Origin of the sequence: Clostridium sp. 1001283B150210_160208_E6 (assembly GCF_015669365.1) — a bacterium.
Lineage (GTDB): Bacteria > Bacillota > Clostridia > Clostridiales > Clostridiaceae > Clostridium > Clostridium paraputrificum.
In genome coordinates this window covers 123,099-142,974 of record NZ_JADPAA010000007.1, presented here as the reverse complement: position 1 = coordinate 142,974, position 19,876 = coordinate 123,099, and the positions used below count along the sequence as shown (strand labels likewise).

Sequence of the window (19,876 nt, the reverse complement as noted above, 5' to 3'; positions counted from 1 at the left end):
GTTAATTAATAAAATCTATACTACTTGTTATAACCATTATCAAATTATCTTCTTTTATTTAATTTAAATAAAGCTAAACATACAGGTACCACAATCATAACGGCTACTATACATTCAGGAATTCCGTTAGATATTGCAATAGTTCCTAGTGCACCTGCAACAGCTGTTGAACTAATTTCTTTCAAAGCTGCAAACTGTTCCATAGCAAGTATATATGTTAATCCTAAAACACCAGCTGTATTGGTAATTGTACCAGCTATAGCAGATAGAATTAGACCTAACTTTTCTTTATTAAACCTTTCTTTCATTACTTTGAAAACATAATAAGACACAATACCAATTAAAACCCTTGGAATTATTGCTATTATTGGATTCATAAATATTGGTGATAAAAGTACTGGTTGAGTCATATTTAGATACATAGAAAATAGACCAAATATTAAGCCAACAATTCCACCAACAATAGGCCCTTCAACAATACCACCAATTATTACAGGCAAATGTTGAATAGTAATTTTCATCCAAGGTGTTGGGATCATACCAAAACCTGTAAGTCCCATAAACATTGATATTCCTGAAAGCATACCAATGACGACTAATTGTCTAGTTCCAAATTTTTTATTTACACAAGATCTTTCCATTTTTATTCCCCCGTTCTTATTCCTTTTGGATATAATTCGGCAAATAGTAAGTATAGATTTAATGTTCAGTTTCCTAAAAAAGAATACCGACGATTTTAATTTTAGCACGATATATAAAATTTGCAATACACTTTTGTTAATTTATTAACAAAAAATGAAAAAGTAGGATTTTATTTAAGGTGAAGATAATAAAAGGTATTATCAATATTGAATTGCATTAAGGTCTGTTATACAATGAATATAACAGAAGTTAGGGTGGTGAAAAAATGTTTCTAAGAATCGATTTAGAGTCAGAAGAACCTATTTATCTTCAAATAAGAAATGAAGTAATTAAGGGAATAGCTAAAGGAGAAATAGTAGAGGGAGATGAACTTCCTTCAGTTAGGGCTTTAGCAGAAGAAATTGGAGTTAATATGCATACAGTAAATAAAAGTTATGCGCTTTTAAAGGAAGATGGATATGTAAGGATGGATAGAAGAAAGGGTGCAGTAATTTCCTTTTCTTTAGATGATAGTAATAGAAAGTTTATAAGAAATATGGAAAAGGATATGGAGCTAATGGTGGCTCAATGTATAAATAGAGGAATAAGTGAAGAAGAAGCGAAGAAAAACATAGAAGAATTATTTAAGAAGTTTAATTCTTAGGGTGGTGATATTGATGGATTTATTTATAGGATATTTAACTTTAATTTTAGTAGTAGGTATGTTGTTTTTTCAAGGGCTTTTTGTTGAGAAGTTTTCTAATAACGGAATAATATATGGAATTAGAGTTCCAGAAGAATATAAGAATTTAGATGAAATAAATTATATTAAGAAAAGGTATAGAAAAAGATATTTAGTTACAATGATTATTTTATGCTCTATTTTATTTTCTATAATGTATATATATGATAAGGCTTTTTTGTTATTTTTGGGAATTATAATATTTCTGGGAACTAATTATACTATTTATTATTTTTCATGGAAAGAAATGAAGGAATTAAAAAGAAAATTTGATTTTAATTCTTGTGGAAATAATATATTAGTAGTTGATATGAATATAAAAAAGAAAGACATAAAAACTAATGAACCCTTATCAGTAAAGTATTATTGGGGATACGGAATAATTATTTTAATAACTTTACTTTTGACAGTAGTATTTTATAAGGATTTACCACATACTTTTCCAACACATTTCAATGGAAAAGGTATTGCTGATGGTTTTGCTGTTAAAGGTACATTAAAGGGGTACTTAGGGGTATTATCTCTTCCTTTAACTCAAATAGGAATGACAATAATGTTTATATTTCTTCATAGGTACACAATAAGCTCCAAGAAAATAATAAATAGTGGAACTGCTAAGGGAACATTGGAACAGCAAAATAAGTTTAGAAGATATGGCGCTGTATTTTTATATGTAATGGGACTTGATACAATAATAATGTTTTTTGCTATGCAAATTGCCATGTTAAAAGGATTAGAAATGAAATTAATTGTAGGTGTATTTGGAGCATTAACGGCCTTAATAGGCATTATAGGAGTAGGTATATTAATATATATTGGTCAAGGTGGAAAAAACATAAAGGTTAAAGATGAGGGAGAAATAATTTACCGAGATGATGATAGATTCTATAAGATAGGACTGTTTTATTATAATAAGCAAGATCCAGCTATTATGATACAAAAGAGAGTTGGAATAGGATATGATTTAAACTATGGAAATCCAATATCAAAAATATTAGCTATAATAGTAGGAATAATTCTTATAGGTACTGTAGTTTGTTTATTTATTAATGATCAAAGTATAATAGAAAGCTTTATGAAGTAGAGAGGATGATAAGCTTTTGGGAAGTGGATACACAATAAAGACCTATCCAGAAAAGTCGTGGAGTATATCTAAGATGAAAGTAATGGAGAATTGCTATAGGGAGTATTATTATACATATTATGGGTCTCATAATGGGTGGATAGATAATGCTACAGATGAACAAAAAATTGCTTGGAGATTAAAAAAGTTAACGAATATATGGTTAATGTTTGGAGATAAACTTCATGATGTTATAAAGAAAACAATTAAAAATAAACATAATTTAAATATAACTCCTAATTACTTAAAGGAGTATATGAGGAAAGTTTTAAACCATGGAGTAAAGGAAAGTATAGAAAAGTATAGGGATGGATTATGGGATGACTATCCTAGAGGAGAAATGCTTCAAGAGTATTATTATGGTGAGAAACTTGATGAGGAAAGTGTTAACGAGGTAAAAAGAAGAATAGAATTATGTATAGACGGATTTTTTAATTCAAAAAGTTATAAAGATATTTTAAAGGAAAAGTCTATAGTATTAGAAGTAGATGAAGGTAACTTTGATTATATATTTGTACATGGTGTAAAAGTATTTGCTTTAATAGATATGCTTTATATTAATGAAGATGGGGATTATGTTATAACAGATTGGAAGACAGGGAAAATAGGAGAGCATGATAGAGAGCAACTTTTAGTTTATGTGCTATATGTAATGGAAAAGTATAATGTTTCCTTAGATAAAATTAAAGGAAGAGTAGAATACTTATTACTAGGAGAAAGTGCAGATTATACATTTAATGAAGATGATTTATCGAATATTAATCATAGAATAGGGTTAGATTTAAATGTTATAGATGCATTTTTAATAGACAAAGAGTTAAATCAACCAAGGGATAAAGAGTACTTTAGAAAATGTGACTCTTTAAATAAGTGTAAAAAGTGTAGATTTAAAAAGCTGTGTATGAATGAAGAGGTGTTTTAGTTATGAAATTAGAGAGTATAGAACAGTTAGAAGACACAAAATATTTAAATATGTATAAGCTTAAACTCATTAATAAGGTTGGAAACATTAAAGATTATTTTATGGTAAGTAGACGTAAAAAGGAAGACCTAATCTGTGTTACAAAAGATCATTCTAAGTGTGATGGAGTTATGATACTTCCTATAACTGAGAATGAAGAGGTTATAATTTTAAAACAATATAGACCAGTTATAGATGATTATTTATATGAATTACCAGCTGGAATTGTTGATCCAGGTGAAACAATTGAAGAAGCAGCTAGAAGAGAATTATTTGAGGAAACAGGATTAAAGTGCAAGAGTTATGAACTAATATTAAAACCAAGCTATTCATCTGTTGGGATTACTGATGAGACTACTGCTGTTGTGAAAATGATAGTAGAAGGAGAGATAACTAAGGATAATTTAGAGGAAAATGAGGAGATTGAAGTTCTAAAGGTAAAAAAGGAAAATGTAAAAGACTTTGTGAAAAAGCATAATTTTTCTATAAAGGGAGCATTAGTATTATTAGGGCTTTAAGAGAAAAAAGTTAATAAATATTAAAAAAGAGATTGCTTAAGCAGTCTCTTTTTTAGTCATAGAAAAGTATAAAATTTTTATATGATATAAATCAAAGTTATTATTAGATAATGTTAGATGGTTGTTATGGATTGGGAAATGGTCAATGGATGAGAAACTAGGGAGAAAGAGTTGAAGAACCGTGAGTCACTGTATCTTTAGATCTAGTAATAATAAATTATTCTCCAGAAGGAGATAATGAAACTGAATGTATTAATTATGGTAAACAAATTGCAAAGGTATAATTTTTACGGAGGAAGAAAATGACTGATAAACTAAACAATTTCAATAAATTACTAAATAATTTAAATGATAAAGAATATATAGAAATACTTATTGCTTATAATGTTTCTTTAATAAGTGCTAGATTAAAGCCTTCAATAACCTTAAATTTGTCTAAGAGTAATAATAAAAATACTTATGAATTATGGAACAAATATGGTGAAGATTATTTAGAAAGTTTAAGAATAAAGTTTATAAAGTTAAGAGAGTCAGAAAAGTCTTTAGTAATTTTAATATATGATTTTGAATTATTAGAAACATTTATAAATATTCCTAAAAATAAAAACTTTCTTATGTCTTTAGGATATCCCAATAAATTTTCTGTAGAAGAAGCATTAGAAACTTTACAAGAAAGATATGAACTATATAATTGTCCACATGAATTAGGAATTTTTTTAGGGTTTCCATTGGATGATGTTAAAGATTTTATGACTTGCTCTGATAAAAAGTGTTTAGCTTGTGGTTATTGGAAAGTTTATAATCAATGCAACAAAGCCAAAAGAATTTTTAACCTATTCGATAGAGTTAAAGAAGAGACTTTAGATAATATATTAGATGGATATAGACATAATATATTATTTAATAATTTAAAGGATAAATTTGAATCAAATCAAAAACTAAATTTAAATTAGAAACATACAAAAAATTATTGAGTATACTTTTATCTACAGAAGAGTTCTTTTATAAGAATTCTTATTTTTGTGTTAGTTAATATTGGGAAAAACTTTTTGTATATCATTTACATACACTTGTATTCAAAATAGCTACATGATATTATACTATAAAAGGAACGTGTGACAAAAAATGAAAAAATATTTGGGGTGATTAAATGAAATTTCAAAGTACAAGAGGGCTAGAAAGAGACGTGAAATCTGCAGAAGGTATTATAAGAGGGATTGCAAAGGACGGAGGGCTATTCGTTCCAGATTCATTTCCTAATTTATATGAAACTCTAAAAAAGGACAAGGGCTTATCTTATGAAGAATTGGCTTTTAAAATAATAAAAGAATTCTTTACAGATATAGATGAAAATGAGTTGAGGGGAGCTATTGATGAGGCTTACAATAATAGATTTAAGCCAGAGTTAAATAAGAATTATCTTGAACTTTATCATGGACCAACTTGTGCTTTTAAGGATGCAGCATTACTATTTCTTCCACAAATAATGAAAAGAGCAAAGAACTCTCTAGGAGTAGATGAGGAAATAGTGATTTTAACAGCTACTTCAGGGGATACTGGTAAGGCTGCTTTAGAAGGTTTTAGTAGTGTAGATGGATTTAAGGTAGTTGTTTATTATCCTAAAAATGGTGTGAGTGCTATTCAGGAGAGACAAATGGCAACACAAGAAGGGGATAATGTAAAAGTATTTGGAATAAAGGGTAACTTTGATAATGCGCAGACTGGGGTAAAAAAGATATTTGGAGATGAAAGATTAAAAGAAGAATTAAAAAAGAATGGATATATCTTATCTTCAGCTAACTCTATAAATATAGGAAGATTAGTTCCTCAAATTGTTTATTATTTCTATGGATATTTTAAGCTAATAGAACAAGGTAAGATTAAAGAGGATGAGGAAATAAATGTAGTAGTACCTACAGGAAACTTTGGAAATATATTAGCTTCTTACTACGGGAAGAAAATGGGATTACCAATAAATAAGTTTATATGTGCATCTAATGAAAATAAGGTTTTAACAGACTTTTTCCAAACTGGTGTTTATGATAAGAGAAGAGAGCTTATTTTAACCCAATCTCCTTCAATGGATATTTTAGTATCTTCAAATTTAGAAAGATTACTATATGAAGGCAGTGGAAGAGATGGAGAAGAAATAAAAGCATTAATGGACGGACTTATGGCCAATGGAGTATATGAAGTATCTTCAAAAGTTAGAGAATTCTTAAAAGAATTTTATGGAAACTTTGCTACAGAAGAAGAAGTTCATAACACAATTAAGAATGTATATGAAAAAGAAAATTATCTAATGGATACTCATACTGCTGTAGGGAAGACTGTTTGGGAAAAATATAAGAATGAAACAGGGGATGACAGAGAAGTTTTAATTGCTTCAACTGCTAGTCCTTATAAATTCCCAGTTAGTATTTGTAATGCATTAGGTATAGATATAAGTAACGTAGATGATTTTGGCGTTTTAAATGAATTAAACAAAGCAACAAATGTAGATATACCTAAAAATTTAAAAGGTTTAGATAAGAAAGAAATTCTTCATAATGAAGTTTGGGATAAGGATGAAATGTTAGATGCCTTATTATCTTTCTTAAAGTAGAGGGGATAAGAATGATTAGGGTAAGAGTACCTGCAACATCCGCCAATATGGGACCAGGATTTGATTCTATAGGAATTGCAGTGGAATTATATAATGAATTTGGATTTGAAGAAATAGAGAGTGGTTTAAAGTTTAATGGAGTGCCAGAAGAATTTTGCAATGAAAATAATGTAGTTTATGAAGCTATGATGCTTTGCTTTAATAAAGGAAAATATAATCTAAAAGGTTTAGAAATAAGTACAATTAAGCAAGATATTCCTATTTCTAGAGGCTTGGGAAGTAGTTCTAGTTGCATAGTTGCAGGTCTTATTGGTGCAAATGCAATAATGGGAAACAAGTTTTCTAAAGATGAGATATTACAAATGGCTGTAGAAATAGAAGGACATCCTGATAACGTTGCACCTGCTGTTTTAGGTGGAATGGTAGTTGCTATAATGGAAGATGGTAGGGTATACTATGATAAGGTGAAGGTTCAAGAACATATTAAGTTCGTTCCTATAATACCTGATTTTAGACTTTCAACTAAGGATGCTAGAGTAGTTTTACCTAAGGAAATATCCTTAAAAGATGGGGTATATAATGTGAGTAGAGCATCTCTAATGGTAACTGCATTAACTAACGGAAATTATGATTTATTAAAGTATGCATGTAGGGATGCTTTTCATGAAAATTATAGGAGTAAGTTAATAAGAGGCTTTTATGAAGTAAAAGAGGAATCAAATAGATTGGGTGCTTTAGCAACATATTTAAGCGGGGCAGGTCCAACTATAATGGCAATGATTTCTGATGAAAATGACAAATTTAAAAGCCATATGGAGAAGTTTTTAGAGGTAAAGTCCTTAAATTGGGCTATTCATGAACTTTCTATAGATAAAAATGGTGCAATAATAATAGAGGGTGATAAATAGTGGATGGAAATTATTTTGTAATTCATAAGAGGGTTTTACCTGAGATATATGAAAAGGTGCTAAATGCTAAGAAGCTTATAAAAGAAGGAAAAGTTAAGGAAGTAACAGAAGCTACCAAGATGGCTGGAATTAGCAGAAGTGTATATTATAAATACAAGGATTATATTTATGAGTTTTCTGAAAGTCCTCAGGGGAGGAAAGCTACATTCAATATAATGATAATTGATGGTAGAGGAATCCTATCTAAAATATTAAACTTCATTTCAGGTCAAGGGGGAAATATACTTACTATTAATCAAGGTATACCTCTTAATGGGTATGCGTATATAAGCTTAACTATAGATATAAGTAACTTAGAGGGTGACATTACCTCATTAATGGATGGAATAGGTGAAATAGAAAAAGTAGAAAAAGTAGAATTTATAGCAATGGAATAAACAAAAAAAGAAGGTATTTTACATGGAGGTAAATATCTTCTTTTTTTATTTATATATTTATAGGAAATGTAATGGCTAGATTTCTTTTTTTAAGTAGAAGTGATCTTTATCAGCAGCACAAAGCTCCCAACCTTCTCTACCTAATGAATTTAGTTTTTCTAAAACTTGCCTTTCTCTTTCTTCTTCATTGAAAGTTGTTTTTAAATCAAATGAAATATGTTCAACTTTATATTCATACATTTTCATATAAAACACCTCATTATTAAGAATCTAAAATTAATTATACATCTATTACCAAATAATTACAATGCGTAAATTTAAGCTTGATGTAAAAAGGAGTTATATATTATACTAAGGTATTACTTGTAGAAATATAGATAATACTAAATTTAGTAGAAGAGGTGAGAAGTATGGAAATTTATTTAGATAATGCAGCTACTACTAAGCCAAAAGAAGAAGTTATTCAGGCAATATGTGATGGAATGAAAAAATATTACGCTAATCCATCATCTTCACACAAGCTAGGTATGGAATCAGAAAAAAAACTAGATGAATGTAGAGAAGTAATTGCAAAAACAATAAATTGTAGCAATGATGAAATATATTTCACTTCAGGGGGAAGTGAAGGAAACAACTTTATAATTAAAGGATTAGTAAAGCCAGGAACACATTTAATTACAACTCCTTTTGAACATAGTTCAATAAAAAATACTGTTGAAGCCCTTGAAAAATCAGGAGTAAGAGTTACATATCTTTCTGTTAATGAATTTGGAGAAATTGATATTGAAGAACTAAGAGAAGCTATTACTAAAGATACTGTTTTAGTTTCAGTTATGTTTGTTAACAATGAAGTTGGAAGCATACAGAATTTAAAAGAAATAGGTGAAACTATAAAGGCTATAAGTAATAGAGCAAAGTTCCATGTAGATGGAGTTCAAGGGTATGGTAAATTTCCTATAGATGTTAAGAAAATGAAGATAGATGCATTAACAGTTAGTGCACATAAAATTCATGGACCTAAGGGTGTTGGATTTTGCTATTTAGCTAAAGGGATGAGTATAGTACCTCATATTCATGGTGGCACTCAAGAAAGAGGCCTAAGAGCTGGAACTGAAAATATACATGGAATAATGGGATTAACAGTTGCTGCTAAAGATATTATTAATAATATGGATATGAACTATAAAAAGGTTAGTGAATTAAAAGAATATATGATAAAGAGATTTTCTGAAATAGATGATATTAGAATAAATAGTCCAATGAATGATAAGTTCTCTCCATATATTTTAAATGTTTCATTTAGAGGAATTAGAGGAGAAGTATTGCTACATTTACTAGAAGATGCTAATATCTTTGTATCTACAGGTTCAGCTTGTACTTCTAAATCTAAGGGCGGAGTTATAGGAAGTCATGTTTTAGAAGCTATGAATCTGACTAAGAAAGAGGTTGAGGGAGCAATAAGATTTTCTTTCTCACCAGAAAATACAAAAGAAGAAATAGATAAGACTATTGATGCCCTAAAAAAGGGATTAGTATTCTTAAGGAGGATTAGAAGATGAGTAAATTAATATTAGTTAAGTATGCCTCAGAGATATTTCTAAAAGGATTAAATAGAAATAAATTTGAGAAGAAGCTAAGAGATAATATAGCTATAAAGCTTGAAGGTTTAAATTTTGAAATAATATCAGATCAAAACAGATATTTCATAAAAGTTGATGAAATAGATGAGGCTATAGTTAGAATAAAAAGAGTTTTCGGTGTTGCTGAGGTTTGTATAGTAACTAAGGTTGATAGGGATATGGCAGCAATTAAGGAAGAAGCTTTAAAGAAGGTAAGAGAAAGTGGATGTAAAACATTTAAGATAATAACAAATAGAGCAAATAAGTTATTCCCACAAAACTCTATGGAAATTTCAAGAGAAGTTGGTGGATATGTATTACACCATATGGATGGACAAATAACAGTTGATGTTAAAAATCCTGAATGCGCATTAAATGTTGAAATTAGAGAACATGCTTATATATGGACTAACAATGATAAGATTAAAGGTGCAGGAGGGCTTCCTTATGGAATAAATGGAAGTACTATGCTTATGTTATCAGGAGGTATAGATTCACCAGTTGCAGGATATCTAATGGCTAGAAGAGGGGTTGCATTAAACTGCGTTTATTATCACAGTCATCCATATACTTCTGAAAGAGCTAAGGATAAAGTTAAAACTCTTGCTAAAATTCTTGCTAGGTACACTGAAGAAGTTAATTTATATATAGTTCCATTTACAGATGTTCAAATGGAAATTATAGAAAAGTGTAGAGAAGACGAGCTTACAATTATAATGAGAAGATTTATGATGAGAATAGCTTGTGAGTTATCAGATAGACTAGGAATAGATTCTGTAGCTACTGGAGAAAGTATAGGCCAAGTTGCCAGCCAAACTATGGAGGGATTAATCGTAAGTACAGATTGTGCTGATAGGCCAGTGTTTAGACCTCTTATAGCTATGGATAAGGAAGATATTATGGATATAGCTAGAGATATCGATACATATGAAACTTCAATTCTTCCATATGAGGATTGTTGTACAATATTTGTTCCAAAGCATCCTAAAACAAAACCTCAAGTTGAAGCTATGAGAAAAAGTGAAAGCAAGCTTGATGTTGAAAAATTAGTTAATGATGCAATTGATAATATGGAAGTTGTAAAATTAAAATAAATTATATTAGACTATTGTGAAACTTAAAGTTTTGCAATAGTCTTTTTATATGGTAAAATTTATATGTTATATTTTTGCAGAAGAGGGGGATATTTGTGAAATACATAGATACTAAATATGATGAATTTAAGTTAAGAGAAACTACAGTAGAAGACACAGCATTAATTCTTTCATTTATTAAAGGAATTGCTGAATATGAAAAGATGAGTAATGAAGTTGTTGCAACTGAGGAAGTTTTAAGAAAAAGTATATTTGAGGATAATAGAGCAAAGGTTTTGATTGCTGAAGAAAATGGACATCCAATAGGGTTTGCTTTATTCTTCTTTAACTTCTCTACATTTATAGGAAAAGCAGGATTATATTTAGAAGATATATTCATATTACCTAAATATAGGGGTAAGGGATATGGTAAAGAAATATTTAAGGTTCTAGCTAAAATCGCAGTTGAAAATTCATGTGAAAGAATGGAATGGGTTTGTTTAAACTGGAATGAACCTTCAATAAAGTTCTATAAAGGCTTTGGTTCTGTTGGAATGGAAGAATGGACAACATATAGATTAGCAGGAAATAAAATTGGGGAATTAGCCAATAGTAAATAGATAATAAGTTTAAAGCTTAAGGAAATCACTTTTTGTGGTTTCTTTTTTTATTCTTTAGGAAATTATGAATAAAAAAGATGAGTCTGGTATTTTGCTCACATGGGTTCATAAAAGTTAGGGGGGGTGAAAAAAATAAAGTGTGTTAAGTAAAATTTTGTGAAATATATCTAGAAAATATTGACAATATATGAACTTAAGCATATTATAATTTTAAGGATTTATTACTTTAACATGTTAAATTGATAAAGAAGAATGGAGGGGGCAATGGTTAATAAAAATATTATTCCTGAAGGGACAAGAGATCTTATTTTAGATGAATGTATTAGAAAAAAAGAATTGGAGTTAGAAATTGAAAATATACTAAACAAGTGGGGATATAAAGAGGTTATAACTCCTACAATAGAATATTATCAAACCTTTAATGGAGGGTTCCAAAATTTAAAGGAAGAAGATATGTACAAGTTCTTTGATGATAAGGGTAGAATTTTAGTTTTAAGGCCAGATATGACAATACCTATAGCAAGGGTAGTTGCTACAAAGTTTAAGGAGATTAATCCACCAATTAGATTAAGATATAATTCCAATGTGTTTAGAGTTCATGAAAGTTTAGGTGGGAAAAAGAATGAATATACAGATTGTGGAGTTGAGCTTATTGGATTAAATGGAATTGATTCAGATGTTGAAATTCTTATTACAGCATTAGAAAGCTTAAAAGTGTTAAAAGAAACTGGTTATAAGATAGAGGTAGGTAATATAAACTTCTTTGATTCTGCAGTGGAGTGGTTAAATTTAGATTTTGAGCAGAGAAGCATTTTAGCAAAACTTATTGATGAGAAAAGTATGAAGGAATTAGAAGAGTATCTAGATATGTTGAAAGTAGGAGATGACTATAAGGATTTCTTCATGAAATTACCTTGGCTTTTTGGAGGGGTAGAGGTTTTAGATATAGGAGAAAAGTACGCTATAAATAATGAGATATTAAATGAAATTAAGTATTTAAGAAATATATATGAAATATTGGACAGCCTAGGATATGGGGATAAGCTTACTTTTGATTTAGGAATTGTACCAAGATTAAATTATTATACTGGGATTATATTTAAAGGATATGTAGAAGGAATTGGGGATACAGTTCTTAGGGGGGGAAGGTATGATGAGCTTATATCAACATTTGGAAGAGATTTGCCTGCTGTAGGATTTTCTATAAATCTAGATTCATTAGTTCAATTAGAAGATGAGAAGAGTAATAGGGAAGAGGAAAAGTATAGAATTATTTATAATCCTAAGGATATAGTGGTAGCTATAAAACAGGGACAAGTTTTAAGAAACTTAGATTACGTAGCAGAACTTGTACCTTCTAAAGATATTGAAGGAATAAAGGTAGTAAAGGAGGGGACGCAGCAATGAGTATAAGTATAGCGCTGACAAAGGGAAGGCTGGAGAAAGAAATAGTAAAGCTATTAGATAAAGCTAACTTTGGAACAGAAGAACTAAAGAACAAAGGAAGAAAACTTGTTTTCAATGATACCATTGAGGAAATTAAATATTTTTTAGTTAAAGCAGCAGATTCCATAACCTATGTTGAACATGGGGTAGCTGATATTGGGATAGTTGGGAAAGACACCTTAATGGAAAGTGATAATAATTACTATGAAGTATTGGATCTAGGAATAGGTAAATGTGGTTTTATAGTAGCATCGTTACCAGAAAAAGATGTTTTTAAGAAGGTTGGTCATATAAAGATTGGAACTAAATATCCTAGGGTAGCTAGAGAATATTTTAAGAAAAGAGGGATGGATGTAGAAATAATAAAAATTGAGGGGTCAGTTGAACTTGCACCTATATTAGGGTTGTGTGATGCCATTGTAGATATCATGGAAACAGGAACAACTTTAAAAGAAAATGGATTAATTGTTTTTGATAGGATATGTGATATAAGTGCAAGAGTTATAGTAAATAAGGCTAGTTTTAAAATGAAGAGAGAAGAAATTGGGGCTTTTATCAGCAGGTTAAAACAAGTTTTATAAATTATAAGCAATAAATAAAGAGGGGGCAAGAGTATGTTAAAGCTTATAGATCTTGAAAATGATAATTGGGATATACTTTTAAAAGAGCTAAAAGATAGAGAAGAAGAAGTAAAAGAAGAAGTTTTAAAAAGCGTTTCTAATATTCTAGAAGATGTAAGAAAAAACGGTGATAAAGCGTTAAAGGCATATACAGAGAAGTTTGATAGGGTTATGTTAGATGACTTTGAAGTAAGTATAGAAGAATTAGATGAATGTTTTATAAAGGTTGAAAAAAACTTTATAGAAAATTTAGAAGAAGCGAAAGAAAATATAGAGTATTATCATAATGCACAAAAAAGTAGAGGATTTATTTTAAATAAAGACAATGGTATTTTCCTTGGCCAAAGAGTCATACCTTTAGATTCTGTAGGAGTATATGTTCCGGGAGGAACAGCTGCTTACCCATCATCTGTCCTTATGAATGTAATACCAGCAAAGGTTGCAGGAGTTAAAGAGATAATAATGATAACCCCTCCTAATAAGGAGGGGAAATTAAATCCATATATAGGGGTAGCAGCTAAAATTGCTGGAGTAAGTAAGATTTATAAAGTTGGGGGGGCGCAAGGGATAGCTGCCTTAGCAAATGGAACAGAAAGTATACCTAAGGTAGATAAGATAGTAGGGCCTGGTAATGTTTTTGTGGCAACAGCAAAGAGATTAGTATTTGGCAAGGTTGATATAGATATGATAGCAGGACCAAGTGAAATACTTGTAATAGCAGATGAAAATGCTAATCCAAAGTATATTGCAGCAGATTTGATGTCTCAGGCTGAACACGATAGGTTGGCATCATCTATTTTAGTTACTACATCTAAGAAGTTATATAAATATGTAGAGAAAGAATTAGAGATTCAAATAAAAGATTTAGATAGAAAAGAAATAATAGAAGAGTCATTAAGAAATTATGGAAAGGCTATAATTTGTAATTCAATAGAGGAATGCATAGAGGTTTCAAATAGGTTTGCACCAGAACATCTTGAGCTTATGGTTGATAATTCTATGGAGCTCTTAGGAAAAGTTAGACATGCAGGTTCTGTTTTCCTAGGAAATAATACACCAGAGCCTGTTGGAGATTATTTTGGAGGTACTAACCATGTATTGCCTACTAATGGGACAGCTAGATTTTACTCTGCTCTTTCAGTAGATAGTTTTATAAAAAAATCATCATTTCTTTATTATTCTGAAGAAGCAATAAAAAGAGATGGAGAAAAGATTATTAATATAGCTAACAAAGAAGGACTTACAGCACATGCAAATTCTGTGAAGGTGAGGTTGAAGTAATATGAAAGGAATACAATCATATATAAACTTACATGATGATTTAGAAATTAGACTAAATGCTAATGAAAGTTACTTTGGAATAGATGAAAAAATGAAGCTAGATATAAAAAATGATATATGTAATTTAGATTTAAATAGATATCCGGAAGATAGCAGTGAAGTTTTAAAAGAATTATATGGGGTATATGCAGGAGTTGATAAAGAAAATATAGTAGTTGGAAATGGTTCTGATGAAATGATTGGATTAGTAATAGGGTTAAATATTTCAGAAGGAAAGAAGTTGCTAACTCTTAATCCTGATTTCTCAATGTATGATTACTATGTTTCTATGCATTCAGGTGAAATGGTTAAATATAACACAAAAGAAGATGGAAGTATTGATATAGATAAATTTATAGAGCTAGGTAAAAAGGAAAATGTCGATGTGATAATTTTCTCTAACCCAAACAATCCAACAGGACATGCAATTGAACCATTTAAAATAACTAAGATATTAGAAGCTTTTAAGGATAAAGTAGTATTAGTAGATGAGGCATATTATGAATTCTTTGGGGAATCAATGATACCTTACATTAATAGATATAAGAATCTATTAGTTACAAGAACTCTTTCAAAGGCTTGGGGGTTAGCAGCAACAAGAGTTGGATTTTTAATTGGAAATTGTGAAGATATTAAAAAAATAAATAAATATAAAGTACCATATAACGTTAATTCCTTATCACAAGTTGTAGCAGCTACTGTCTTAAAGGACAGAATGCGCGTTGAAAAAAATATTAAAGAAGTTGTATCTGAAAGAGAAAATCTTTATAAATCTTTAAAAGAAATTCAAGAGAATTCAGCTTTATATATTGAATTCTACCCTTCAAAAGCCAATTATATCTATGGAAGGACAGAGTATAAAGAAGCATTAATTAATGGATTGAAATCAAGGGGAATTCTTATAAGAAGTTTTGAGGGAAATAGCTTTAGAATTACTGTAGGTTGTCCATTTGAGAATAACAAACTTCTTCAAGCCATAAGAGAAATAGTTGGATATGGGGGAGTAAGCTATGCTTAAAAGAGAATGTAGTGTAAATAGAAATACTAATGAAACAAGAATTCAGTTAAAGATAAATTTAGATGGTGATGGAAATACTACTATAAAAACAGGAATAGGCTTCTTTGACCATATGTTAGACTTAATGGCTTTTCATAGTGGAATATATTTAGAAATAATAGCCCATGGCGATTTGGAGGTATGTGATCACCATACTGTTGAAGATGTTGGGATTATTTTAGGACAAGCTTTTAAAGAGGCGTTAGGGGAAAAGGTTGGTATAAAGAGGTATGGAACCTTCTTTATACCTATGGATGAGGCTTTAGCGCAAGTATCTTTAGATATAAGTGGAAGAAGTTTTTTAGTATTTGAAGGTGATTTTAAAAGGGAAAGTATAGGAAGCTTTTCAACAGAGATGGTTAAAGAATTTTTAAGAGCTTTTGCTTTTAATGCAGGAATAACATTGCATGTAAGAATTATCTATGGAGAAAATGATCACCATAAAATAGAAGCAATATTTAAAGCATTAGGAAGAGCATTAAAGGAAGCAAAAGAAATAGAAAAGGGAAGTAGTAGGTTACCTTCTACAAAAGGAATTCTTTAGGAGGCAATATGGTTGTAATTATAGATTATGGAATGGGAAATTTAAAAAGTGTATATAATGCTTTAAATAAAATAGGGTGCAGGTGTAAAGTAAGTTCTAAAGTTAAAGATATAAGAGATGCTAGTGGCTTGATTTTGCCAGGAGTGGGAGCATTTAAAGATTGTATGGATAATTTGACGAAATCGAATTTAGACCAAATATTAAAAGAGGAAGTGGAAAAGGGAAAACCCCTTTTAGGAATATGTTTAGGTATGCAGGTTCTTTTTGAAAAAGGATATGAGGGAGAAGAAAGAGAAGGATTAGGTTTATTAAAAGGTGAGATAGTAAAGATGGAGGATTCTAATGTAAAGATACCTCATATAGGGTGGAACAATTTAGAAAAGAATAGAGAAGATGAATTGATATCTAGCTCAGAGAAAGCTCCTTTCGTATATTATGTACATTCATACTATGCTCAAAATTATAATGATGAAGATTTAGTAGGGGTTTCATATTATGGCAGTTTAAAAATACCTGGATTAGTTAGAAAGGAAAATGTAATGGGGGCGCAGTTTCATCCAGAAAAAAGTGGAGAAGCAGGTCTTAATATTTTAAGAAATTTTAAGGAGTTGATTTGATGATAATAATACCAGCAATAGATATTATAGATGGAAAGCCAGTTAGGTTATATCAAGGAGACTATAACAAAAAAGAAATAGTTGCAGAGGATGTTTTTGATACTTCGAAAAATTTTGAAGACCTTGGAGCACAATGGGTGCACTTAGTAGATTTAGATGGAGCAAAAAAAGGTAAACTTGTTAATTCTAATATAATTATTAAGGTAGCACAAAGTCTATCTATTCCAGTTGAAGTAGGTGGCGGTATAAGAAACTTTGCAGATATAAAGTATCTTATAGATAATGGAGTTTCAAGAGTTATTTTAGGTACAAGCGCTATGGAAGATGAGAATCTTTTAAAGAAGGCTTTAAGAGAGTATGGAGAAAAAATAGCAGTAGGAATAGATTGTAAGGATGGTTATGCATATGGAGGAGGGTGGCTTCAAGAAAGCTCTATTCATTATATAGAATTTGCAAAGAGGTTAGAAAAGTTAGGGGTTAAAAACATTATAGTTACTGATATTTCTAAGGATGGAACTCTAGATGGACCCAATGTTGATATGTTACATGAGTTAAAGAAAGAAGTTAGTATGAATATTACAGCTTCAGGAGGAATAAGAGATATATCTAATATAAAAGCTTTAAAAGAAATAGATGTATATGGAGCAATAACTGGAAAGGCTATATATGCAAAAACTCTTTCTTTAGAAGAAGCTATAAAAGTTACTAGGGAGGAATAGTATATGCATACAAAGAGAATTATCCCTTGTCTAGATGTTAAAGAAGGAAGAGTTGTAAAAGGAGTTAACTTTGTTGGTCTTAAAGATGTTGGAAATCCTGTAGATTTAGCTGAATACTACTATAAAGAAGGAGCAGATGAACTAGTATTTTTAGATATTACAGCTACTCATGAAGGTAGGGGAATAATGAGAACAGTAGTAGAGAAAGTAGCCGAAAAAATATTTATTCCATTTACAGTTGGGGGAGGGTTACAAAACTTAGAGGATATTAAAGAGATACTAAGAGCTGGTGCAGATAAAGTAAGTTTAAACTCAGCTGCTGTAAGGGATAAGCAACTTATAAAAAAAGGAGCATACTATTTTGGAAATCAGTGCATTGTACTAGCAGTGGATGCAAAGAAAAGAGAAGATAATACAGGATGGAATGTAGTTATAAATGGTGGAAGAATTGATACAGGAATTGATGCATTGAGATGGATTGAAGAGGGAGTAAGGCTAGGTGCTGGAGAAATATTGTTAACTTCAATGGATGCTGATGGAACTAAAAAAGGGTTTGATATTGAACTTACTAAGTCAGTATCTAATATAACCAATGTGCCAGTTATAGCTTCAGGGGGATGCGGATCACTTGAACATTTTTACGAAGTCTTTAAAGATGAAGCAGCAGATGCAGCTCTTGCAGCATCACTTTTTCACTATGGCGAATTATCAGTAGAAGAAGTAAAGAAATATTTAAAGGATAAAAATATAAGTGTTAGATACTAGGAGTATAAGTGTATGAATAGGGAAGAGATAATAAAAAAGGTACAAGAAGTAGATTTTAAAAAAGGAAATGGACTAGTACCAACAATTGTTCAAGATATAAATAGTAATGAGGTTTTAATGCTTGCTTATATGTCGGAGGAAAGTTTAATGAAAACTTTAGAGGGTGATACCACATGGTTTTATAGTAGAAGTAGGAATGAGCTATGGAATAAGGGGGCAACTTCAGGACATTTACAGTATGTTAAAGAAATAAAAATAGATTGTGATAATGATACTTTACTAGTTTTGGTAGAACAAGTAGGAGCAGCGTGTCATACAGGGGAGAGAAGTTGCTTTTATAGAAGTTTATAGGAGGAAAGTAAATGGAAGATATTTTAAATGAGTTATATAAAACAATATTAGCTAGAAAAGATATAGGAGAAGATGGATCATATACAGCATATTTATTTGATAAAGGTTTAGAAAAAATATTAAAGAAGGTCGGCGAAGAGTCAACAGAGGTTGTTATTAGTAGCTTAGGAGATAATAAGGATAATCAAGTAAATGAAATGTGTGATTTGATATATCACCTTTTAGTGTTAATGGCTGAATTAGGGATTTCTCTTGAAGATATAAAAGAAGAGCTAGAGAAAAGAAGTAAAAAGATAAACAACTTTAAGGGAGAAAGAAAAGAAATTGAAAATATATAATTCTTCTTGATAGCATTTGGAAGAAGTTGTAAAATATAAATGTATTATACAAAAAAGAGGTAGGGTGAGATAAATAGTATGCAAAAAAAGATAGAAACAATGGTTTTGGGCATAGGAGAGTTATCCTTAGATGCTATTAGCACTTGGTTCCCTAGCAAAAATAAAGAAACTATTGCGAAAGCAATTGAGACATCAGAAGTAATCGGAATAAAAGGTAATAAGGTAATGGCAAAATCTAAAATGGATGCAATTGAAAAAGAAAGTGTTACAAAGAAAAAAATTAATTTAGCTAAAATCCCAGAAAAGGTAGAGGCTAAAGAGATACAAGAGAATGAGATTAAAAAGGAATATACGGAAGAGATAAATTATGGTGAGCTTCTTGAATTAATAATGAAGTACAACAGGAGAGTAAAAGAGCATTATGAAAAATTAATAGCTAGAAACTTTGATAATATGAAAGAGGCCATAATTAAATATTATGAAGCAAAATTTGAAGTGATTAAAAATCCATTTAAGGTTAGTGGGAAATCTGAAATGTACTCATTACTTCATAAGAAAACAAAGTTAGAAGTTGCATATTTATATGTTGGTGAATTTTTGTCTGAGGAAGATTTCAATAAGATATCTTCTAATTTTGTGGAGGATACAGTTTATTTTTGTATAACAAAAGATGCTGAAGTTCTACCAAATGTAAGCGACAGAGAATATTACTTAAAGGATGTAGATGATATAGTAAATAAATATTTAAATCAATATAAGTTAAAGGAAATAGATGCAACAATATTTAAGATAAATTAAAAGGCTGGGGAACCAGTCTTTTTTCTTTTTGATATTTTTATTGAGAAACAGGTGATTGTCAAATAAAGGGTGAA

24 protein-coding genes are annotated in these 19,876 nt (G+C 30.0%); 22 read left to right on the top strand and 2 right to left on the bottom strand.

What is annotated here, in order from left to right:
* Nucleotides 1–44 precede the first annotated feature (44 nt).
* A complete protein-coding gene (locus I4V16_RS09610) occupies nt 45–641 on the bottom strand; it encodes an ECF transporter S component (protein ID WP_049177137.1) in 597 nt (198 codons plus the stop codon).
* Between the two features lie 266 nt (nt 642–907).
* On the opposite strand from I4V16_RS09610, the gene I4V16_RS09605 reads away from it, so the two are divergent.
* The 8 genes from I4V16_RS09605 to I4V16_RS09570 all read left to right on the top strand — a co-directional run bounded on the left by I4V16_RS09605 (nt 908) and on the right by I4V16_RS09570 (nt 7,915).
* Nucleotides 908–1,285 (top strand): GntR family transcriptional regulator, encoded by a 378-nt coding sequence (locus I4V16_RS09605; RefSeq protein ID WP_027096844.1) that lies wholly within the window; start codon nt 908–910, stop codon nt 1,283–1,285.
* 13 nt (nt 1,286–1,298) lie between these two features.
* The gene (locus I4V16_RS09600; protein WP_049177136.1) at nt 1,299–2,447 is read left to right on the top strand and encodes a DUF1648 domain-containing protein; all 1,149 of its coding nucleotides are present in this window, start codon (nt 1,299–1,301) and stop codon (nt 2,445–2,447) included.
* 16 nt (nt 2,448–2,463) lie between these two features.
* Nucleotides 2,464–3,408: a PD-(D/E)XK nuclease family protein gene (locus I4V16_RS09595; RefSeq protein WP_099314380.1), complete on the top strand. Its 945-nt coding sequence runs from the start codon at nt 2,464–2,466 to the stop codon at nt 3,406–3,408.
* A gap of 2 nt (nt 3,409–3,410) precedes the next feature.
* Nucleotides 3,411–3,965, top strand: coding sequence for an NUDIX hydrolase (locus I4V16_RS09590; RefSeq protein ID WP_049177134.1), 555 nt, complete (start codon nt 3,411–3,413; stop codon nt 3,963–3,965).
* A 302-nt stretch (nt 3,966–4,267) separates the two neighbouring features.
* Complete coding sequence (locus tag I4V16_RS09585; RefSeq protein ID WP_111937614.1) at nt 4,268–4,918, top strand: DUF3793 family protein; 651 nt, start codon at nt 4,268–4,270, stop codon at nt 4,916–4,918.
* A 197-nt stretch (nt 4,919–5,115) separates the two neighbouring features.
* Entirely contained in the window at nt 5,116–6,570 is a 1,455-nt protein-coding gene (gene thrC, locus I4V16_RS09580) for a threonine synthase (RefSeq protein WP_111937615.1), read from the top strand.
* An 11-nt stretch (nt 6,571–6,581) separates the two neighbouring features.
* The gene (gene thrB / locus I4V16_RS09575; RefSeq protein WP_099314381.1) at nt 6,582–7,478 is read left to right on the top strand and encodes a homoserine kinase; all 897 of its coding nucleotides are present in this window, start codon (nt 6,582–6,584) and stop codon (nt 7,476–7,478) included.
* Nucleotides 7,478–7,915, top strand: a complete 438-nt coding sequence (locus I4V16_RS09570) for an ACT domain-containing protein (RefSeq protein WP_049177130.1) — start codon at nt 7,478–7,480, stop codon at nt 7,913–7,915. Before thrB ends, I4V16_RS09570 begins: the two co-directional genes overlap by 1 nt.
* 75 nt (nt 7,916–7,990) lie before the next feature.
* Here the strand turns inward: I4V16_RS09570 and I4V16_RS09565 are convergent, their stop codons facing one another.
* Nucleotides 7,991–8,161, bottom strand: a complete 171-nt coding sequence (locus I4V16_RS09565; protein WP_120362401.1) for a DUF4177 domain-containing protein — start codon at nt 8,159–8,161, stop codon at nt 7,991–7,993.
* Nucleotides 8,162–8,325: 164 nt separating this feature from the next.
* On the opposite strand from I4V16_RS09565, the gene I4V16_RS09560 reads away from it, so the two are divergent.
* The 14 genes from I4V16_RS09560 to I4V16_RS09495 all read left to right on the top strand — a co-directional run bounded on the left by I4V16_RS09560 (nt 8,326) and on the right by I4V16_RS09495 (nt 19,802).
* On the top strand, nt 8,326–9,474 hold the full coding sequence (locus I4V16_RS09560; protein ID WP_049177129.1) for a cysteine desulfurase family protein: 1,149 nt from the start codon (nt 8,326–8,328) through the stop codon (nt 9,472–9,474).
* Entirely contained in the window at nt 9,471–10,628 is a 1,158-nt protein-coding gene (gene thiI / locus I4V16_RS09555) for a tRNA uracil 4-sulfurtransferase ThiI (protein WP_049177128.1), read from the top strand. Before I4V16_RS09560 ends, thiI begins: the two co-directional genes overlap by 4 nt.
* A 95-nt stretch (nt 10,629–10,723) precedes the next feature.
* Nucleotides 10,724–11,227 (top strand): GNAT family N-acetyltransferase, encoded by a 504-nt coding sequence (locus I4V16_RS09550; RefSeq protein WP_049177127.1) that lies wholly within the window; start codon nt 10,724–10,726, stop codon nt 11,225–11,227.
* Nucleotides 11,228–11,491: 264 nt separating this feature from the next.
* Nucleotides 11,492–12,634: an ATP phosphoribosyltransferase regulatory subunit gene (hisZ, locus tag I4V16_RS09545; protein ID WP_111937616.1), complete on the top strand. Its 1,143-nt coding sequence runs from the start codon at nt 11,492–11,494 to the stop codon at nt 12,632–12,634.
* On the top strand, nt 12,631–13,254 hold the full coding sequence (gene hisG / locus I4V16_RS09540) for an ATP phosphoribosyltransferase (protein ID WP_049177125.1): 624 nt from the start codon (nt 12,631–12,633) through the stop codon (nt 13,252–13,254). Before hisZ ends, hisG begins: the two co-directional genes overlap by 4 nt.
* A gap of 33 nt (nt 13,255–13,287) precedes the next feature.
* The gene (gene hisD / locus I4V16_RS09535; protein ID WP_049177124.1) at nt 13,288–14,574 is read left to right on the top strand and encodes a histidinol dehydrogenase; all 1,287 of its coding nucleotides are present in this window, start codon (nt 13,288–13,290) and stop codon (nt 14,572–14,574) included.
* A gap of 1 nt (nt 14,575) precedes the next feature.
* Nucleotides 14,576–15,631, top strand: coding sequence for a histidinol-phosphate transaminase (hisC, locus tag I4V16_RS09530; protein WP_049177123.1), 1,056 nt, complete (start codon nt 14,576–14,578; stop codon nt 15,629–15,631).
* Nucleotides 15,624–16,214: an imidazoleglycerol-phosphate dehydratase HisB gene (gene hisB / locus I4V16_RS09525; protein WP_099314385.1), complete on the top strand. Its 591-nt coding sequence runs from the start codon at nt 15,624–15,626 to the stop codon at nt 16,212–16,214. Before hisC ends, hisB begins: the two co-directional genes overlap by 8 nt.
* A gap of 8 nt (nt 16,215–16,222) precedes the next feature.
* Nucleotides 16,223–16,831: an imidazole glycerol phosphate synthase subunit HisH gene (gene hisH / locus I4V16_RS09520; protein ID WP_111937617.1), complete on the top strand. Its 609-nt coding sequence runs from the start codon at nt 16,223–16,225 to the stop codon at nt 16,829–16,831.
* Nucleotides 16,831–17,550, top strand: coding sequence for a 1-(5-phosphoribosyl)-5-[(5-phosphoribosylamino)methylideneamino]imidazole-4-carboxamide isomerase (gene hisA / locus I4V16_RS09515; RefSeq protein ID WP_099314387.1), 720 nt, complete (start codon nt 16,831–16,833; stop codon nt 17,548–17,550). The genes hisH and hisA overlap by 1 nt, the downstream gene beginning before the upstream one ends.
* Before the next feature lie 3 nt (nt 17,551–17,553).
* Nucleotides 17,554–18,315: an imidazole glycerol phosphate synthase subunit HisF gene (hisF, locus tag I4V16_RS09510; RefSeq protein ID WP_111937618.1), complete on the top strand. Its 762-nt coding sequence runs from the start codon at nt 17,554–17,556 to the stop codon at nt 18,313–18,315.
* 12 nt (nt 18,316–18,327) lie between these two features.
* A complete protein-coding gene (gene hisI / locus I4V16_RS09505; RefSeq protein ID WP_049177118.1) occupies nt 18,328–18,666 on the top strand; it encodes a phosphoribosyl-AMP cyclohydrolase in 339 nt (112 codons plus the stop codon).
* An 11-nt stretch (nt 18,667–18,677) separates the two neighbouring features.
* Complete coding sequence (gene hisE, locus I4V16_RS09500; protein ID WP_049177117.1) at nt 18,678–19,004, top strand: phosphoribosyl-ATP diphosphatase; 327 nt, start codon at nt 18,678–18,680, stop codon at nt 19,002–19,004.
* Between the two features lie 78 nt (nt 19,005–19,082).
* The gene (locus tag I4V16_RS09495; RefSeq protein WP_049177116.1) at nt 19,083–19,802 is read left to right on the top strand and encodes a hypothetical protein; all 720 of its coding nucleotides are present in this window, start codon (nt 19,083–19,085) and stop codon (nt 19,800–19,802) included.
* Nucleotides 19,803–19,876: the final 74 nt, after the last annotated feature.